The organism is Winogradskyella pacifica (assembly GCF_013403915.1).
GTDB lineage: Bacteria > Bacteroidota > Bacteroidia > Flavobacteriales > Flavobacteriaceae > Winogradskyella > Winogradskyella pacifica.
Map to the genome: position 1 here is coordinate 119,566 of NZ_JABFDI010000002.1, position 19,328 is coordinate 138,893.

13 protein-coding genes are annotated in these 19,328 nt (G+C 35.4%); 2 read left to right on the forward strand and 11 right to left on the reverse strand.

Annotated elements, in window-relative coordinates; all coding sequences use genetic code 11:
• Positions 1-5: 5 nt before the first annotated feature.
• Positions 6-1,043, reverse strand: a complete 1,038-nt coding sequence (locus HM984_RS02300) for an outer membrane beta-barrel protein (RefSeq protein ID WP_179347958.1) — start codon at positions 1,041-1,043, stop codon at positions 6-8.
• Between the two features lie 440 nt (positions 1,044-1,483).
• On the opposite strand from HM984_RS02300, the gene gltB reads away from it, so the two are divergent.
• Positions 1,484-5,998, forward strand: a complete 4,515-nt coding sequence (gene gltB / locus HM984_RS02305) for a glutamate synthase large subunit (protein ID WP_179347959.1) — start codon at positions 1,484-1,486, stop codon at positions 5,996-5,998.
• A 91-nt stretch (positions 5,999-6,089) separates the two neighbouring features.
• On the forward strand, positions 6,090-7,553 hold the full coding sequence (locus HM984_RS02310; protein WP_179347960.1) for a glutamate synthase subunit beta: 1,464 nt from the start codon (positions 6,090-6,092) through the stop codon (positions 7,551-7,553).
• 203 nt (positions 7,554-7,756) lie between these two features.
• On the opposite strand, the gene argH is transcribed toward HM984_RS02310, so the two are convergent.
• From argH to HM984_RS02360, 10 genes are all read right to left on the reverse strand, one after another.
• Positions 7,757-9,031 (reverse strand): argininosuccinate lyase, encoded by a 1,275-nt coding sequence (argH, locus tag HM984_RS02315; RefSeq protein WP_179347961.1) that lies wholly within the window; start codon positions 9,029-9,031, stop codon positions 7,757-7,759.
• A 131-nt stretch (positions 9,032-9,162) separates the two neighbouring features.
• Positions 9,163-10,224, reverse strand: a complete 1,062-nt coding sequence (locus tag HM984_RS02320) for a M20 family metallo-hydrolase (RefSeq protein ID WP_179347962.1) — start codon at positions 10,222-10,224, stop codon at positions 9,163-9,165.
• On the reverse strand, positions 10,221-10,997 hold the full coding sequence (gene argB / locus HM984_RS02325; protein WP_179347963.1) for an acetylglutamate kinase: 777 nt from the start codon (positions 10,995-10,997) through the stop codon (positions 10,221-10,223). The genes HM984_RS02320 and argB overlap by 4 nt, the downstream gene beginning before the upstream one ends.
• An 85-nt stretch (positions 10,998-11,082) precedes the next feature.
• Complete coding sequence (locus tag HM984_RS02330) at positions 11,083-12,018, reverse strand: N-acetylornithine carbamoyltransferase (RefSeq protein ID WP_179347964.1); 936 nt, start codon at positions 12,016-12,018, stop codon at positions 11,083-11,085.
• A gap of 49 nt (positions 12,019-12,067) precedes the next feature.
• A complete protein-coding gene (locus HM984_RS02335) occupies positions 12,068-13,201 on the reverse strand; it encodes an aspartate aminotransferase family protein (RefSeq protein WP_179347965.1) in 1,134 nt (377 codons plus the stop codon).
• A gap of 114 nt (positions 13,202-13,315) precedes the next feature.
• Positions 13,316-14,116, reverse strand: coding sequence for a pyrroline-5-carboxylate reductase (proC, locus tag HM984_RS02340; protein ID WP_179347966.1), 801 nt, complete (start codon positions 14,114-14,116; stop codon positions 13,316-13,318).
• A gap of 211 nt (positions 14,117-14,327) precedes the next feature.
• Positions 14,328-15,311 (reverse strand): N-acetyl-gamma-glutamyl-phosphate reductase, encoded by a 984-nt coding sequence (gene argC / locus HM984_RS02345; RefSeq protein WP_179347967.1) that lies wholly within the window; start codon positions 15,309-15,311, stop codon positions 14,328-14,330.
• A 157-nt stretch (positions 15,312-15,468) separates the two neighbouring features.
• On the reverse strand, positions 15,469-16,650 hold the full coding sequence (locus HM984_RS02350; RefSeq protein ID WP_179347968.1) for an argininosuccinate synthase: 1,182 nt from the start codon (positions 16,648-16,650) through the stop codon (positions 15,469-15,471).
• On the reverse strand, positions 16,643-17,272 hold the full coding sequence (locus HM984_RS02355; RefSeq protein ID WP_092466520.1) for a GNAT family N-acetyltransferase: 630 nt from the start codon (positions 17,270-17,272) through the stop codon (positions 16,643-16,645). The genes HM984_RS02350 and HM984_RS02355 overlap by 8 nt, the downstream gene beginning before the upstream one ends.
• 432 nt (positions 17,273-17,704) lie before the next feature.
• The gene (locus HM984_RS02360) at positions 17,705-19,297 is read right to left on the reverse strand and encodes an NADP-dependent glyceraldehyde-3-phosphate dehydrogenase (RefSeq protein ID WP_179347969.1); all 1,593 of its coding nucleotides are present in this window, start codon (positions 19,295-19,297) and stop codon (positions 17,705-17,707) included.
• Positions 19,298-19,328 lie beyond the last annotated feature (31 nt).

Here is a 19,328-nt window from a genome sequence, read left to right on the forward strand (position 1 = left end):
TGGGTTTAGAACGAGTAGATTGCAGCTAAAGTAAATGCACTTAAGCTACTAGCTGCTAAGCCGTCATTGTCAATAACAAAACTGTCACCAAGTATACCTCCGTCTGAATCGGTTAGAGAATCTAATCTAAATTCTGGCTTAATGATTAAGTTGCTGTCTACAGTGTAGCTACCTGTTAATGTCACTCCAATTACACTAGGGTAGTCAAAGTTGTCAGCCTCACCATGTAAAGCAAAATACTCACCTCTTAAGCCAATGCTAAAATCATCAGATGTGGCGTATTGTGGATATAAAGCAGCACCATAAAAGCCGCTTCCATCATTATCATTGTAGGCTGCGTTGATTCCTAAGAAAAAAGCATCAGAAACATCAAAGCCACCTGTGTAATCAACTTCGAAACCTAATCCGCCATTGTTTCCGCTATCATAATAAAAATTTAAGAATTGACCAGAATAGCCTAATTGCGCTCCAAATGAATATTCACCAGTTGTAGAAATGTCATTAGTGTCCCAAGGATTCATAACGGCTAACATTAAGCTAAAATCATCAGATAAAGCAAAATCTGCTTTTAATCCCATATGAGAGAAAGGACCGCTAGAGAATAGGTAAGATGTGCTATAGTTGAAGTTTGCAGCTGGAGCAATTACTTCGTATCCTAAAAATGTATTAAAACGTCCCATTGTTAAAGTTGTCTTTTCTGAAACATTCCAGTAAACATATGCTTGGTTTACAATACCATCAACAATATCATTGCTAAATGTAGCAGCGCCACCTCTTGGTCCTGTAACTAAATCTAGAACGGCACCTACTTTACCACTTTCATAGCTGGCAATTATATTACCCATACCAAAAGCAAAACCCGATTTATCTGCGAAAGCAGTACCAAATGTTGCGCCAGCATCATCAGGAGCGGATATGTAGGTTTGGTAATAAGCGTCAACGCTACCGCTAATAGTAAAGGATTTTTTTTCCTCAGTTTCCTCTTCTTGAGCATATAAACCAAATGCAATAAAGAACATTGAAAGCGTAAGTAATTTTTTCATAATAATAGTTTTAATAATAGTTAGTTCGAGTCAAATCTATATAATCTTTATTTACACCCTATTAAAAATTGGGTTTAAAGTGTAATTTTTATGAATATTTGATTTTATACCCTTTAAAATTTTGGGTTAAAATTAAATAAAGCTATTTTTTTATTATATCGATAATTGGAATTTTGAAAAATTTAGTAAAAACCTGTAATGTTTAAATTATATTTACTTCTGTATCCTTGTTTTGGGTGTTTTCGCAATAAAGTGTGATTTTTGTTGAATATTTATAATTGTCTATTCATCATTATATACCGTTATTATTGCAATATTTTCATTCTAAATGCGCTTAACTATCGATATGAGAAAAGTGTTTCAACTATTTTTTATATCAATTTTTTGAATATATATTAGAGGAGTAATAAGGTGTAAAAACCTTGAAATTTTATTGAAATATGTTTAAGAAACAAGGGCTCTATTTACCGGAATTTGAACACGAAAATTGTGGGGCAGGATTCATCTGTAATCTAAAAGGGGAAAAGACAAATCAAATTATACATGACGCATTAGAAATCCTAGTAAAACTAGAGCATCGTGGTGGTGTAAGTGCTGATGGAAAAACGGGTGATGGAGCAGGTCTTTTAATAGATATTCCTCATGCTTATTTCAAGAGAGTTTGTGGTTTTAAAGTGCCAGTAAAAGGGAAGTATGCCGTAGGAATGGTTTTCTTGCCAAAAAACAGAAATCAATATAAATTTTGTAAGGATACGTTCGAAAAAGAAATCATCGCGCAAGGACTTACTGTTATAGGTTGGAGAGAAGTACCTGTAGATTCTACGCAACTTGGAGAAATAGCATTGGCATCAGAACCAAATATAGAACAGCTTTTTGTTGGGAAATCTAATGAGGTTTCTGAAGCTGATTTTAAAGCAAAACTATATGCAGCGCGTAAGATAACGGAGCATACAGTCCGTAAATCAAAGATGTCTCAAAGCGCTTATTTTTACGTGTCTAGTTTGTCAATGAATACATTGATATATAAAGGTATTATTATGCCCGAAGATATTGGGCCATATTATAAAGATTTACAAGAGTCAGATTTAGTAACGCGTTTAGCGTTAGTGCATCAGCGTTTTTCTACGAATACAATGCCGACTTGGGAATTGGCACAACCATTCCGATTTATGTGTCAAAACGGAGAAATCAATACTCTTCGTGGAAATGTGAGTAGAATGCGTGTGCGAGAGGAAATCATGAAAAGTGAAGTCTTCGGTCCACAAATAGATAAATTATTTCCAATTATTTTACCAGGAAAATCAGATTCTGCGTCTATGGATATGGTGGTGGAATTGTTAACACATACAGGACGTTCATTGCCAGAAGTTATGATGATGATGATTCCTGAAGCATGGGAGAAACACGCTACAATGTCTCCAGAACGAAAAGCATTTTACGATTATAATGCTTGTATTATGGAGCCTTGGGATGGACCTGCTTCTGTGCCATTTACAGATGGAAATTATATTGGAGCACTATTAGATAGAAATGGTTTAAGACCATCTAGATATACAGTTACAAAAAGTGGTAAATTAATCATGTCTTCTGAAATTGGAGTTGTTGATATTGCACCAGAAGATGTAGAAAGTCATGGTCGTTTAGAGCCAGGAAAAATGTTCTTGGTAGATATGAACCAAGGTCGAATTATTAATGACGAAGAAATAAAAAGTAAAATTGTTAAAGAAAGACCATATCAAGAATGGTTAGATAAAACGAGATTACATTTAAAAGATATTCCTTATACAGGAGAAACATGTCCAATTGAAACTTTAGATATCAAAACTAGACAGCGTTTATTTAATTATACGTTCGAGGATATTCAAGAAGTTATTACGCCAATGGCTATAAATTCTAAGGAAGCTTTAGGTTCTATGGGAACTGACACGCCTTTGGCCGTTTTATCAAACAAGCCACAGATCATTTCCAACTATTTTAAGCAATTATTTGCTCAGGTTACCAATCCACCTTTAGACGGAATTAGAGAAGAAATTGTAACCGATATTAGCTTGTCTTTAGGTAAGGATAGAAATATTTTTAGCATTACCGAGCGCCAATGTAGAAAATTAAAAATTCAGAATCCTGTAATCTCAAATGATGATTTAGATAAAATCCGACATATTAATGTGGAAGGCTTTAAAGCTGAAACCATAGAAATGTTGTATCAGAAAGATAAAGGTCTTAATGGATTGGAGGATGCTTTAGATACTATTATTGTTCAAATTGAAAAAGCATTATTAAGAAAAACAAATATTATCATTCTATCTGATAGAGGAGTAAGTAAAGCTATGGCGCCAATTCCGTCGTTATTAGCATGTTCTTATGTAAATCATCAGATGAATCGTTTACGTAAGCGTTCTTATTTTGATATTATTATCGAATCTGCAGAACCACGTGAGCCACATCATTTTGCCACTTTATTTGGATATGGTGCAAGTGCTGTAAATCCTTATATGGTAAATGAAATCATCAGAGCGCAAGTAAAAGAAGGCTTCATTACGGGAATGGATGAGCAAAAAGCAGTAGATAACTTCAACAAAGCTATTGGAAAAGGTATTTTAAAAGTGATGAACAAAATAGGAATCTCCACATTACATTCTTACAGAGGTTCTCAGATATTCGAAATCGTTGGTTTCAACTCTCAATTTGTTGAAAAATATTTTCCATATACAGCTTCGCGAATTGAAGGTATAGGTTTATATGAAATCGAAAAAGAAATTGATAAACGCTACAAGTATGCGTATCCAAATACAGAAGTTGATAAGCGTTTAGGACTCAATATTGGAGGTGATTACCGTTGGAGACGTAATGGAGAGAAGCATTTGTTTAACCCTACAACGGTAGCAAAATTACAGCAGGCGGTTCGTTTAAGTGATCAGGCGAGTTATGATGTTTATGCAAAAACAATTAATGAACAGTCCGAAAATTTAATGACTATTCGTGGCTTATTCGAATTTAATAATATTGACCCCATTCCTATTGAAGAAGTAGAACCTTGGACAGATATTGTAAAACGATTTAAAACAGGAGCCATGTCTTATGGTTCAATTTCGCGTGAAGCTCATGAAAATTTAGCGATTGCCATGAACAGAATTGGCGGAAAATCTAATTCAGGTGAAGGAGGAGAAGATCGCAAACGTTTTCAACCCGATGTAAATGGAGATAGTAGGAATTCAGCTATTAAGCAAGTTGCTTCTGGTCGTTTCGGAGTTACTTCTCACTATTTAACGAATGCTAAAGAGATTCAAATAAAAATGGCTCAGGGTGCAAAACCTGGAGAAGGTGGTCAGTTACCTGGAGAAAAAGTATTACCATGGATTGCTGCAGCGCGTAACTCAACACCATTTGTAGGTTTAATTTCTCCACCACCACATCACGATATTTATTCGATTGAAGATTTAGCACAATTAATTTACGATTTAAAAAATGCAAATCGCGAAGCTAGAATTAACGTCAAACTTGTTTCAGAGGTTGGCGTAGGTACCATTGCTGCTGGTGTGGCGAAAGCAAAAGCAGATGTTGTGTTAATTGCGGGTTACGACGGAGGTACAGGAGCATCTCCTTTAACGTCATTAAAACATGCGGGTTTACCTTGGGAATTGGGTTTAGCCGAAGCACAACAAACCTTAGTGCTTAACAATTTAAGAAGTCGAATTGTTGTAGAGTGCGACGGACAGTTAAAAACGGGTAGAGATGTTGCTATTGCGGCATTATTAGGTGCGGAAGAATTTGGATTTGCAACGGCGCCTTTAGTGGCTTCGGGTTGTATTATGATGCGAAAATGTCATTTAAATACCTGTCCAGTTGGAATCGCAACTCAAGACAAAACCTTGCGTAAAAACTTTAAAGGCACGCCAGAACATGTCATTAATTTCTTCTATTATATCGCTGAAGAATTGAGAGCTATTATGGCCGAATTAGGGTTTAGGTCTATGGCAGAAATGATTGGTCAGACACATAAAATTAACGCTAACAAGGCAATTACGCATTATAAAGCTAAAGGCTTGGATTTATCTTCAATTTTATACCGACCAGAAGCTTACAGTAAAATGACAGTGAAGAATACTGAAAAGCAAGATCACAATTTAGATAACGTTTTAGATTTTACGATTCTTAAAGATTCACATCGCGCATTGTATCGTAAGGAACAAATGACATTATCATATCCAATTAAAAATACAAATCGTACGGTTGGAGCTATTGTGAGTAATGAAATTTCAAAAATATATGGTCATTTAGGTTTGCCAGAAGATACCTTAAATATCAATTTTGAAGGCTCAGCCGGACAAAGTTTTGGAGCGTTTGGAGCACACGGATTAACATTCAAATTAGAAGGAAATACCAATGATTATTTAGGGAAGGGTTTATCTGGAGCTAAGCTAATTGTTAAGAAGCCTACCAAAGCAGATTTCAAAGCAGAAGATAATGTCATTATTGGTAATGTTTGTTTATTTGGAGCTGTGGAAGGGCAAGCGTATATCAACGGAATTGCCGGTGAACGTTTTGCTGTAAGAAACTCTGGAGCAACAGCCGTTGTAGAAGGTGTTGGTGATCATTGTTGTGAATATATGACAGGTGGAAAAGTCATTGTTCTTGGTAAAACAGGACGAAATTTTGCTGCCGGAATGAGTGGAGGTATTGCCTATGTTTATGATCCTGAAAATAAATTTATAAACGGCTTATGTAATACCGAAACGATCGAATTTGAAAAGATTTTGAAGAAAGACGCTAATGATTTAAAAGCAATAATTGAAAAGCATGTGAAATTTACAGATAGTAAAAGAGGTGCTGAATTATTAGCAGATTGGGAAACGAGCTTGAAGAATTTTGTTCGGGTAATGCCAACGGAATACAAACGTGCTTTAAAACGTTTAGAGACAGAGGAACAAATGTTTGAAGAATTAGAAACAGTATAATTCAATAATCAGATTGTCTTAGAAAAAATAAATTTACAGTAGAATTAAAATTAGAAAGTTAGGGTGAGATTCCTGCTTTCGCCGGAATAAAATGGGAAAAGTAACAGGTTTTAAAGAGTTCGAAAGAAAAGATGAGTCCTACAAGCCAGTAAAGGATCGTGTGAAGCATTATAATGAATTTACGGTGCCTTTAAAGGATAAAGACATGGCCGAACAAGGGTCGCGTTGTATGGATTGTGGAATTCCGTTTTGCCATAGTGGTTGTCCGCTTGGTAATTTAATTCCAGATTTTAATCATATGGTACACCAAGGTGAATGGCAAAAAGCATCTTGGATATTACACTCAACAAATAACTTCCCAGAGTTTACAGGGCGTTTATGTCCTGCACCTTGCGAACAAGCTTGTGTGTTAGGGATTATTGAAGATCCGGTTTCTATAGAAAATATTGAAAAAAATATTGTAGAACGTGCTTTTAAAGAAGGTTGGATTAAACCGCAACCGCCTAAAACGAGAACAGGAAAAACAATTGCCATTGTCGGTTCTGGTCCTGCAGGTTTAGCAGCTGCGCAACAATTAAATAGAGCAGGACACCTCGTAACCGTGTTTGAACGTGATGATGCTGTTGGTGGGTTGCTACGTTACGGTATTCCAAATTTTAAAATGGAAAAAGGCATCATAGATCGTCGTTTGGCCATCTTAGAAGCAGAAGGAATTGTCTTCAAAACTAACGTGAATGTTGGAGTTAATTACGATGTAAAAGATTTAAAAAAGTTTGACGCTGTAGTACTTTGTGGTGGTGCGACGGAAAGACGAAGTTTACCAACACCTGGAATTGAAGCAGACGGAGTGGTGCAAGCTATGGATTTTTTAACGCAACAAACTAAAGTCGTTTTTGGTCAGAAAATTGAAGACCAAATATTAGCGACGGGCAAAAATGTGATTGTCATCGGTGGTGGAGATACAGGATCGGATTGTATTGGTACATCGAATCGTCAAGGAGCAAAATCGGTTGTTAATTTTGAAATTATGCCGAAACCACCAGGGCATCGTTCGCCTGCAACACCTTGGCCGTATTGGCCGTTGCAATTAAAAACGTCATCGTCTCATAAAGAAGGTGTGGAACGTAACTGGTTAATCAACACTAAAGAATTTGTTACGAATGCCAAAGGTAAATTAACAGCTTTAAAAACGGTAAATGTGGAGTGGGAAATGGTGCCAGGAGAGCGTCCTAAATTAGTTGAGGTTGCTGGTACTGAAAAAACTTGGAAATGTGATTTAGCATTATTGGCTTTAGGTTTTACGGGACCTGAATCTACAATCGCAGATAAATTGGGATTAGACAGAGATGTACGTTCTAATTATAAAGCGAGCTATGGGCAATATCAAACCAATATTCCTAATGTCTTTACGGCAGGTGATATGCGCAGAGGACAGTCATTAATTGTTTGGGCTATCTCTGAAGGTCGTGAAGCGGCTCGCCAAGTTGATATTTACTTAATGGGTAAATCGGATTTGGCAACAAAAAATGAAGAAGGAGATTTAATAGGATTATAATTTAATAATACTTCTGCTGCTATAAATTCTAGGGTAGTCTTTTACTAGAGTAGAAACTAAAAAGCATCTGTAAAACAGATGCTATTTTTCGTGATAAAGATTCAAAATATTTATTATAAACACCCCTAAAGTCCCCTCAAGGGGACAATCCTCAAAATAAACTTTAGTACTAGTGTCCTCTTGAGGGGACTTAGGGAGGGTATTTACTTAGGAAACTTAGCTCGAATATCATCCAAACACAAATTATGAATACTTCCTATGTGAGAGTGTTCTTTACCTAAATCCGGTTTGTACGTTCCTGCTTGTACTTGACTCCCAATTTTCTGATATGCTTCTCTAAAGCTCATGCCTTCAACCACTAAATTATTGATGCTATCTACTGTAAATAAGTATTGGTATTTCTCATCAGTGAGGTCAATATCCTTCACAATGATTTGTTGAATGGAATAATTAAAGATGTCTAAAATATCTTTTACATCTTCAAAAGCATTGATGATATTTTCTTTCAATAATTGAAAATCTCTGTGGTAACCACTTGGTAAATTATTGGTGATTAATAACATTTCAGAATGTAAGGCTTGAATTTTATTACACTTACCTCGAATCAATTCAAACACATCAGGATTCTTTTTGTGTGGCATGATGCTACTTCCTGTGGTTAATTCATCTGGAAACGTCACAAAGCCAAAATTCTGACTCATATACAAGCAAATATCCATAGCAAAACGTGCCATGGTATTACATAATCCGCCTAAAGCACTGGCGATAGCACGTTCACTTTTTCCTCGACTTAATTGCGCAGCAACCACATTATATTTTAAGGTTGAAAAGCCTAATTCTTTAGTGGTAATGTCTCTATCAATAGGAAAAGAGCTTCCGTAGCCAGCAGCTGAACCTAATGGGTTTTGGTCTGCAATTTTTGATACTGCATTTAAGACGTAAACATCATCAATTAATAATTCCGCATAAGCAGAAAACCATAAACCAAAAGATGATGGCATGGCGACTTGCAAATGTGTGTAACCTGGTAAAAGTTGTTTTTTATGAGTATCGGCTAAACCTAAAAGCGTATCAAAAAATGTTTTTGTTTTAGAATTTATAATTTCAAGATTCTCTTTATAGTAGAGTTGAAGGGCTACTAAAACTTGGTCGTTTCTAGAACGTGCCGTATGGATTTTCTTTCCGACATCGCCTAAGGTTTTTGTGAGCTCATGTTCAATTTTAGAATGGACATCTTCAAACGAGTCTTCAATACTAAACGTGCCATCCTCGATAGATTCCGCTAAAATTTTTAATCCTGATTTCAATTGTTCTAACTCTTCTGAAGTTATTATTCCGATAGATTCTAACATCACAGCATGTGCTCGCGACGCTTCTACATCATATTTTGCAATATGCATATCGATTTCTCTATCGTTTCCGACGGTAAATAATTCTATTTTTTTATCTATTGAAAATCCTTTGTCCCACAACTTCATACTTATAAATTTTACTTATTAAAATTTAGAGTCAAGATGCAAAACCGCTTCGCTTCTAGAACATAGACTTTTTACTCATAAGAATGCTCTATTGGTCTTGATTCTTGTCTCTTGATTCTATTATCTTTTTATTACAATACTTTCTCTAATAATTTAATATATAAATCAACACCTTCTTCAATTTCAGCCAAATAAATAAATTCATCTGCTGTGTGTGAGCGTGTACTATCACCTGGTCCTAATTTCAGTGAAGGGCAAGTTAAAACTGCTTGATCGGATAGGGTCGGTGAACCATAAGTTTCTCTACCTAATTCAATTCCTGCCTCAACCAATTCGTGATTAATAGGAATTGAAGACGAATTCAATCGTAAACTCCGCGCTTTAATACTTGTGCATGGTGATTTTCTGATTAAAATTTCTTCAATTTGTTGATTTGTGTATTTGTCATTCACACGGACATCGATGACTAAATCAACTTCAGCAGGAACCGCGTTGTGTTGTTTCCCAGCATTAATTTGAGTAACGGTCATTTTTACATCACCTAAAACGGGTGAGTTTCGTGCAAACTGATAATCTTTAAACCATTTTAAAACCTCAATAGTATTGTAAATTGAATTATCCTTATTCGGATGTGCGGCATGGCCAGCTGTACCTTTTACTTTGGCATCAAAAACGACCAAACCTTTTTCGGCAATAGCTAAATTCATTAAAGTAGGTTCGCCAACAATAGCGACATCAATTTTTGGAATGATACTTAGCATGCTATTAAGTCCGTTTGGACCACTGCTTTCTTCTTCAGCTGAAGCGACAATTACTAAATTGTAGTTGAGGTTTTTCTTGTCATAGAAATAAGTAAATGTCGCAATTAAAGAGACTAAACATCCACCGGCATCATTACTTCCTAAGCCATATAATTTGCCATCTTCAACAATAGCTTTAAGCGGGTCTTTGGTATAACCGTTATTAGGTTTTACGGTATCGTGATGCGAGTTTAATAGGAGCGTTGGTTTGCTATCATCAAAGTGTTTATTGGTAGACCAAATGTTATGATGATCTCTTTTAAAAGGAATTTTATGTGACTTAAACCAATCTTCTATAAGCAACGCTGTGTTGTCTTCTTCTGACGAAAATGATTCTGTTTCTATAAGTTGCTTTAGTAAAGCAATGGCTTGTGTGGTTAGTTTTTCAATCATTGGGTTATGGTAGTGTGTCTATTGTTGGTATTGAAAAGCATGTCTGATTTTCCGATACAAACTTTTTGAACGTTTCTATTTATAGCATGAAAGCAATTATCTAATTTAGGTAACATGCCTTCAAATATGATTTTGTTTTCTTTTAATGTTTTGTAGCTTTCTGTGTTGATGTTTTCAATTACAGAATCGTCATTATTTACATCTTCTAAAACGCCATTTTTTTCGAAACAATAATAAAGCTCTGTGTTGTAAATTGAAGCAAAGCCAATGGCTAATTCTGAAGCAATGGTATCTGCATTTGTGTTTAATAATTGACCGTTTTTGTCGTGTGTAATAGCGCAAAAGACAGGTGTAATGTTGTTTTTTAAAAGTATTTCTAAGGTTTTAGTGTTCACTTGTTTTACATCGCCAGCAAATCCATAATCAACGGGTTTTGTTGGTCGTTTCTCTGAAACAATCGTGTTACCGTCTGCACCAGAAAACCCAATAGCATTACAGGTGTTGGCTTGCAACTGTGCGACGATATTCTTATTGATTTTCCCTGCATAAACCATGGTGATAATATCTAAAGTATCCGCATCTGTAATACGCCTGCCTTCATTCATTTGCACAGGAATATTCATTTGAGTCGCTAATTTAGTAGCTAATTTTCCTCCTCCATGGACTAAGATTTTAGGGCCTTTTAGAGTTGCAAAATCTGTAATGAACGCTGCTAATGCGTCGTCATTATCGATAATATTTCCTCCTGTTTTTATGACTTTTAGTGTTTCCATCTTGTTGTTTTTGTCATTCTGAGAGAAGCGAAGAATCTTAAACTAAGAGATTCTTCACTATGTTCAGAATGACATTCGCTTACTTTTATAAATCTTCCAAAATCTGCTTCAACACAATTTGTGCCGCATACGTTCTATTATTCGCTTGTTTAATCACCACAGATTGTTCGCTATCTAAAACGGCGTCTTCCACCACAACATTTCGTCTTACAGGTAAACAATGCATAAATTTGGCATCACCTAATTTGGCTTTCGTCATCATCCAATTTTCATCTTGGTTCAGGACTTTACCGTAGTCTTTATAGCTACTCCAGTTTTTAACGTAAACAAAATCGGCATCTTTTAAAGCCTCTTCTTGATTGTGATTTATAGGCGTGTCTTTGGTGATGGCTTCACTTAATTCATAACCTTCAGGATGTGTTATTGTGAAATCAACTTCTAAATCTTGCATCATTTCTACAAACGAATTCGCAACCGCTTGTGGTAATGCTTTGGGATGTGGAGCCCAAGATAACACGACTTTAGGCTTTGCTTTTTCGGTCAATTCAGAAATTGTAATGGCATCTGCCAAAGCTTGTAAAGGGTGTGCTGTGGCACTTTCCATATTTACAATCGGAACAGTCGCGTATTTTTTAAAATTATTGAGGATATATTCGGATTCATCCTTCGCTTTGTCTTGCAACGTTGGGAATGCTCTCACAGCAATGATATCGGCATATTGCGAAATAACTTGTGCGGCTTCTTTAATATGTTCAGACGAATTGCCGTTCATCACTGTGCCGTCTTCGAATTCAATATTCCAAGCGTCATTGACGTTTAATATCATAACGTCCATGCCTAAGTTTTTTGCCGCTTTTTCAGTGCTTAATCGTGTTCTTAAACTGGAATTAAAAAAGAGCATGACTAAAGTTTTATGTTTCCCTAAATCTTGAAATTCAAAAGGGTTCATCTTTAATAAGATGGCTTCCTTTATGGTTTCTGAAAGATTAGAAATATCTTTTATTTTGGTGTAATTTTTCATCTCTTAGCCCACGAAAGTGGGTAACTTTTTAATTAAACTTAATTTAAACCTACAAGGTTTTTAAAACCTTGCAGGTTGCTTCAAAAAAGACATCAATATGTTTTTTCTGAATCGTTAAAGGTGGAAGAATTCTTATCAAATTAGGATTTGTCGCACTTCCAGTAAAAATATGATGATCGAAAATTAGCTTTTTTCTTAATTCTGAAATCGGAAAATCGAATTCTAATCCTATCATTAAACCACGACCTTTAATTGATTTTAAGTTTGGTAATCCTTTTGCTTTTTCTTGAAAATAATCAGCAATGTCTTTAGCATTTTGCATTAGCTTTTCGTCTTCTAAAACATCTAAAACAGAAAGCGTTGCAGCGCATGCCAAATGGTTGCCACCAAACGTGGTACCTAATAAACCAAAAGAGGCTTCAATTGAAGGATGAATTAAAATACCACCTACCGGAAAACCATTGCCCATGCCTTTGGCTATAGAAATAATATCTGGCGTAATATTGTGTTTTTGAAATGCGAAAAAGTCACCAGTTCTACCAAATCCCGATTGTACTTCGTCGGCAATTAGTGCGGTGTTGTAGTACTTACAAAGTGTTTCAAGACCTTGGTAGAATTCTGTTGTGCTTTGGTCTAAGCCACCAACTCCTTGGATGAATTCTACGATGACTGCACAAGTTTCGTTTTGTTTTAAAATGGTTTCCACAGCATTTAAATCTCCCAATTCTACAAAGTCAACCTGTTGTTGTGCATTTATAGGTGCTACAATTTTTGGGTTGTCGGTTGCTGCAACTGCAGCCGAAGTTCTGCCATGAAACGAGTTTTTAAAAGCTAAAACTTTCTTTTTGCCATTGTGAAAAGATGCTAGTTTTAAAGCATTTTCATTGGCTTCTGCTCCAGAATTACATAAAAATAATTGGTAATCTTTACAGCCAGAAAGCGTTTCTAATTTATCGGCTAATTCAACTTGTAATGGATTTTGAATCGCATTACTGTAAAACCCTAATTTTTCAACTTGATTTGTAATTGCGGATACATATTTTGGATGCGAATGTCCAATAGAAATCACAGCATGGCCTCCATAAAGATCTAAGTATTCAACATTTTTATCATCATAAACGTAAACATCTTTGGCGCTTACGGGAGTGATGTCGAATAATGGGTATACATTAAATAAACTCATGTTATTTTTTTTTACCCTGCAAGGTTTCAAAAACCTTGTAGGTATAGTTTGTTATTTATATACTTACAAGGTCAAAAAAAAGACCTTGCAAGATTTATGATTCAACAGAATGTACTATATCTGCTCTTTTTTAATGTTACTAATTTTATTGAATGAGGCTACCATACCTTGAATTAAAGACGAGCTTAAGCCTTTGTGCTCCATTTCATTTAAACCTTCAATAGTACAGCCTTTTGGTGTGGTAACGCGGTCGATTTCTTCTTCAGGATGATTACCATTTGTTATTAATAAATTGGCAGCTCCTTCACTAGTGTACATGGCTAATTCTTGTGCTTCTTTAGCATCAAAACCTAATTGAATAGCAGCCTGTGTTGTTGCGCGAATCAATCGCATCCAAAATGCAATACCACTCGCGCAAACCACTGTTGCGGCTTGCATTTGTGATTCTGGAATTGCCAAGGTGTGACCTAATCTATTGAAAATAGCTTCAGCAATAGGTATGCGTTTTTTGCCGTTTTCATTACTACACATGCACGTCATGGATTTACCAACCGCAATGGCTGTATTTGGCATAGCTCTGATGATAAATTGATCTGTGCCGACTATAGCTTCAATTTTTGGAATTAAAAACCCTGTGATTGTGGAAATTAATACGTGCTTTTCGGTTAAATATGGCTTAATGTCATTTAGAATCGTCTCAAAATGCGCTGGTTGAACGGCGAATATTAAAATATCAGATTGTTTAACAGCTTCGATATTATCGGTTGTTAATGTGACATTTTTATAACCATCTAAATCTTGAATACCGCTCAAGTTTCGTTTGGTTAAGTATAGTGTGGTAATGGCGTTGTTGGTGATTAATCCCTTTGCGATGGACTTTCCTAAATTGCCTGTTCCTATGATTGCTATTTTCATTTTGCTTTTCTATTCTTTTTTAATGGTAAAATGTGTTCGCATTAAAAAATGCTCGGTTCATATTTATTAACCGCGAAAGCGGTTATCTCTTTAAGTTAAACTTTATTTTAATCGAGACCTTTCGACTGCGTTCAATGTGACAACTTTTATCGATTTTAAATTTGATTTTAGACCTGTCAGGTTTTTGAAACCTGACAGGTTTGAGTATGTGTTAAAAATAATTAGCCTTTAATTTTAAGCCTTCAGTTTCCTCATATCCAAACATTAAATTCATGTTTTGAATGGCTTGTCCTGATGCTCCTTTTAATAAGTTATCGATGATACTCGTGACTAATAATTTATCGTTGTGTTTATGTAAATGAAGGATGCATTTATTGGTGTTGACCACTTGTTTTAAATGAATGTCGTCATCCGAAACAAACGTAAATGCAGCGTCTTTATAGAAGTCACTATATAATTGTTTTGCCTCTTCTAAACTGCCTTCATATTTCGTGTAAAGTGTGACAAAAATGCCTCTCGAAAAATTCCCACGATTCGGCATAAAGTTGATATCGGACTTAAAATCTGATTGTAATTGATTTACAGTTTGATTAATTTCTCCTAAATGCTGATGCGTAAAAGCTTTATAATGTGAAAAGTTATTATCTCTCCATGTAAAATGTGTGGTTGTCGATAATGAGGTTCCTGCACCTGTGGCGCCTGTTACGGCATTAATATGCACGTCATCTTGTAATACTTCAGCGTTAGCTAGTGGTAACAATGCCATTTGAATCGCGGTGGCAAAACATCCAGGATTAGCAATATAATTCGCTTTTTTAATGGCTTCTTTATTTAATTCAGGTAAACCATAAATAAAGGTTTTGCCATCTAAAATTGAATCTGCGTCTAGTCTGAAATCATTACTTAAATCAATGATTTTAGTCGTGTCAGAAAAGCTGTTGTTTTCTAAAAATGCTTTTGAATTGCCATGACCTAAACATAAAAACAGGACATCAACTTCTGCATTTATGACATCTGAAAACACTAAATCTGTTGACCCCAATAAATCTTGATGGACCTTACTGACTTTGTTTCCAGCGTTAGAGGTGCTGTAAATAAAATCGATTTCTACTTTAGAGTGATGAATCAATAATCTAATTAATTCTCCTGCTGTATAACCTGCTCCACCGATGATTCCTGCTTTTAATTTTTCCATATCCATTTCCCACGAAAATGGGAATCTTTTTAATTCAACCTGATTTTAAGTTTTATACCTACAAGGTTTTTGAAACCTTGCAGGATAATTTAATTTTTCAGACCTGCTAGGTTTTGACTTCGACTGCGCTCAGTCACCGAAACCTGCGAGGTCTTCTTTAGTTGTTTACTTGCTGATAAATCTTATTCTGATTGCCAAATATTTTAATAAATCCTTTGGCCTCATCTGCGGTCCAACCTTTATTTTCTTCACCATAACTTCCGAATTTGGCATTCATTAAATCGTGTTTAGATTTGATGCCATCTAATGAAAAATGATAAGGCTTAAGTGTTACGATAACGTCACCCGAAACTTTATCTTGACTACTTTGCAGAAACGCCTCCATATCTCGCATCACAGGATCTAAATATTGCCCTTCGTGTAAATGCATGCCGTAAAAACTAGATAAATAATCTTTATGTTGCAGTTGCCATTTCGTCAACGTATGCTTTTCAAGTAAATGATGCGCTTTGATGATAATTAAAGCCGCTGCAGCTTCAAAACCAACACGACCTTTAATACCAACAATAGTATCTCCAACATGAATATCTCTGCCAATCGCGTATGCAGATGCTAAATTATTTAAGACTTCAATATTGACTTCAGGATTGTTTTCAACACCATTTAAAGCGACTAATTCACCTTTAGAAAATGTAAGGACTACTTTTTCAGGATCTGAATGTTTTAATTGTGAAGGATAAGCCGAATCTGGTAATGGTTTTTCTGACGTTAAAGTTTCTTCTCCTCCAACACTCGTGCCCCAAAGTCCTTTGTTAACTGAGTATTTAGCTTTGTTCCAAGACATGTCGATTCCGTTTTCAATAAGGTAATCAATCTCTTGTTGTCTACTTAAACTTCCATCTCGTATAGGTGTAATAATTTCAATTTCTGGTGCTATAGTTTGAAAAATCATATCAAAACGTACTTGGTCGTTTCCTGCTCCAGTACTTCCGTGGGCAATATATTTGGCATCTATGCTTTTGGCATATTGTACAATTTCAATGGCCTGAATAATACGTTCTGCACTAACAGATAAAGGGTAAGTGTTGTTCTTTAAAACATTTCCAAAGATTAAATACTTAATTACTTTATCATAATACGATGCAATAGCATCAATGTTCTTATATGTTGAAACGCCCATTTTATAGGCATTGCTTTCAATGGTCTTAATTTCTTCTTGAGTAAATCCACCGGTATTCACACTAACCGCATGAACATCATATCCTGCTTTACTTAAACTTACTGCGCAGTAAGAGGTGTCTAATCCTCCGCTATATGCTATAACTAATTTTTTACTCATCTTTTTTGTCTTTTTTTAAAAACATATTCTGTTTTATCAATTTTAATCGTGTCCATACTTTCTTGTCGTAAGGACGTTCTTTGGGTTTTGATGTTTCAGCTTTTGCAGGATCATATAACATCCCTGTGCACAAGCACATTTTTTGCTCTGTACGTGTTAAAACATCGAAATTTTTACAGGTTTGGCAGCCTTTCCAGAAGGATTGGTCGTCTGTTAATTCTGAAAATGTAACGGGTTTATAGCCCAATTCGCTATTCATTTTCATAACTGCTAAACCCGTGGTAATACTAAAAACCTTAGAATCTGGAAACTTGGTTCTAGAATGTTCAAAAATGACTTTCTTAATTTGTTTCGCGAGTCCTAGATTTCTAAAATCGGGATGAACGATTAAACCGGAATTTGCCACAAATTTACCATGACTCCATGCTTCTATATAACAGAACCCAGCAAATTGATCTCCTTCTAAAGCAATAACAGCATTACCATTTTCCATTTTGGTAATGATGTATTCTGGTTGCCGTTTTGCAATACCTGTACCTCTAACTTTAGCAGCTTCGGCAATGGTTTCGCAAATAAGTTCTGCGTAAATGCTATGTGATTTATCAGCAATAACAATTTTCATTGTGATTGTTTTTTATAGATTATAAAATGTTTGATTTTCTTTTGAATGAAGAACTGGACACACCTAAGTTCCTAATATAAATTGTACCCTTACGGGCGACGACTTAAAATATGGCGTACAGAAACCAGCTTAGTAGTTGGGGCTGCTATAGTTGAAAAAAGAAATAAATGTGATGAATTGTTCAATGTAAAAAAAAATTAAAATTGATTAACTAAATGGTTTAAAGTAGATTCCATTAGCGACGTCGCTTGTTTAATAACAAGCGTGTGGGTCTTTCAATTCTATTTCTTTGACTTAACATAATGTAAATTTAGAATTAATATTTAAATATTGACTCAATATGTGGGCTTTTATGAAATTTTTATCAAATTCATAATTCTTTTAAAAAATACTTTAAATAATTCAAATTGAGTGGCTTCAAACCACCTTTCACTAAAGTATATAATCTGTACTCACAAAGTTTGACGCTCTAGAATCTAATAAATCTTTTAAAATAGCATTGTTATAATCGTTGTCTTTAGAGGCTACAAATGTTCTAATTGAAAATGAACGCAAAGCATCATGGACACTCAGTGTGGCAACTGCCGAATCTTTACGACCTGTAAACGGGTACACATCTGGTCCACGTTGACATGAACTATTTAAATTCACACGACAAACTAAATTTACAAGGGTATCAATTAATGGCGCTAATGTCTTTACATCGTTTCCAAACAAACTGACTTGTTGCCCGTAATTAGATTCTGCCATATCATCTAAGGGCTCTTCAATATCTGAAAACGGAACGATAGGAATAACAGGTCCAAATTGTTCTTCTTGAAAGACGCGCATATCTTTTGTAACAGGATATAAAACCGCTGGAAAAATGTAATTTTCAGTAGTGTCTCCTCCTTTTTCGTTAATAACTTTGGCCCCTTTTTCTGTAGCGTCGTCAATTAGATCTTGAATGTAATCTGGTTTATCTGGTTCTGGTAATGGAGTTAATTTAGCTCCATCTTCCCATGGGTTTCCAAATTTTAAAGCATCGACTTTAGCTGAAAACCGTTTGTTGAATTCTTCAACAATGTCTTCATGTACATATAAGACTTTTAAAGCTGTACAACGTTGACCATTAAAAGAAGTGGTTCCTGCAATACATTCATCTATGGCTAAATCTAAATCGGCATCTGGTAACACAATCGCCGGATTTTTAGCTTCAAGACCTAAAACTAAACGCAGTCTGTTACTTTTTGGATGCTGATTTTGTAAAGCATTTGCTGATTTACTATTTCCGATTAAAGCCAAAACATCAACTTTACCAGATTGCATAATTGGTGCAGCAACTGTTCTTCCACGACCATAAATGATATTCACAACCCCTTTAGGAAAACTATCTCTAAAAGCTTCCAATAAAGGTGTAATTAGTAACACACCATGTTTTGCGGGTTTAAAAATCGCTGTATTTCCCATGATTAATGCCGGAATTAATAAAGCAAAAGTTTCATTTAAAGGGTAGTTATAAGGACCTAGACACAAAACAACACCTAAAGGTCCTCTTCTAATGTGTGCGTTAACGCCAGAACTTTTTACAAATTTAGCGCTATCGCGATCCATTTGTTTGTAGTCTTCAATGGTGTCGTAAATGTATTCAACCGTTCTATCAAATTCCTTTTCAGAATCTGGTAAGTTTTTACCAATTTCCCACATTAATAATTTTACAACCTCCTCGCGTTTGGTTTTCATTTGCTCTACAAACTTTTCCATGCAAGCAATACGATCTACAACTTTCATTGTTGGCCACAACCCTTGTCCTTTATTGTATGCAGAAACAGCAGCATCTAATGCTTTTATAGCTTCTTTTTTTCCTAAGGTCGGAATAGTTCCAAGTAGTGTAGGTTTATAATCTTCAGTGGAAGAAATTGTAGAATAGACTTTAGAAGTTTCTCCGCGCCAAGGTATCAGTGCTCCGTCTACTAAATAGGTGTTCTGGTCGACTAAATTTTTAATTTGAAACTGTTCTGGAATATTCACAAATGTTGAAGTCATAATAACTTGTTTTGAACTATTAATGGTAAGT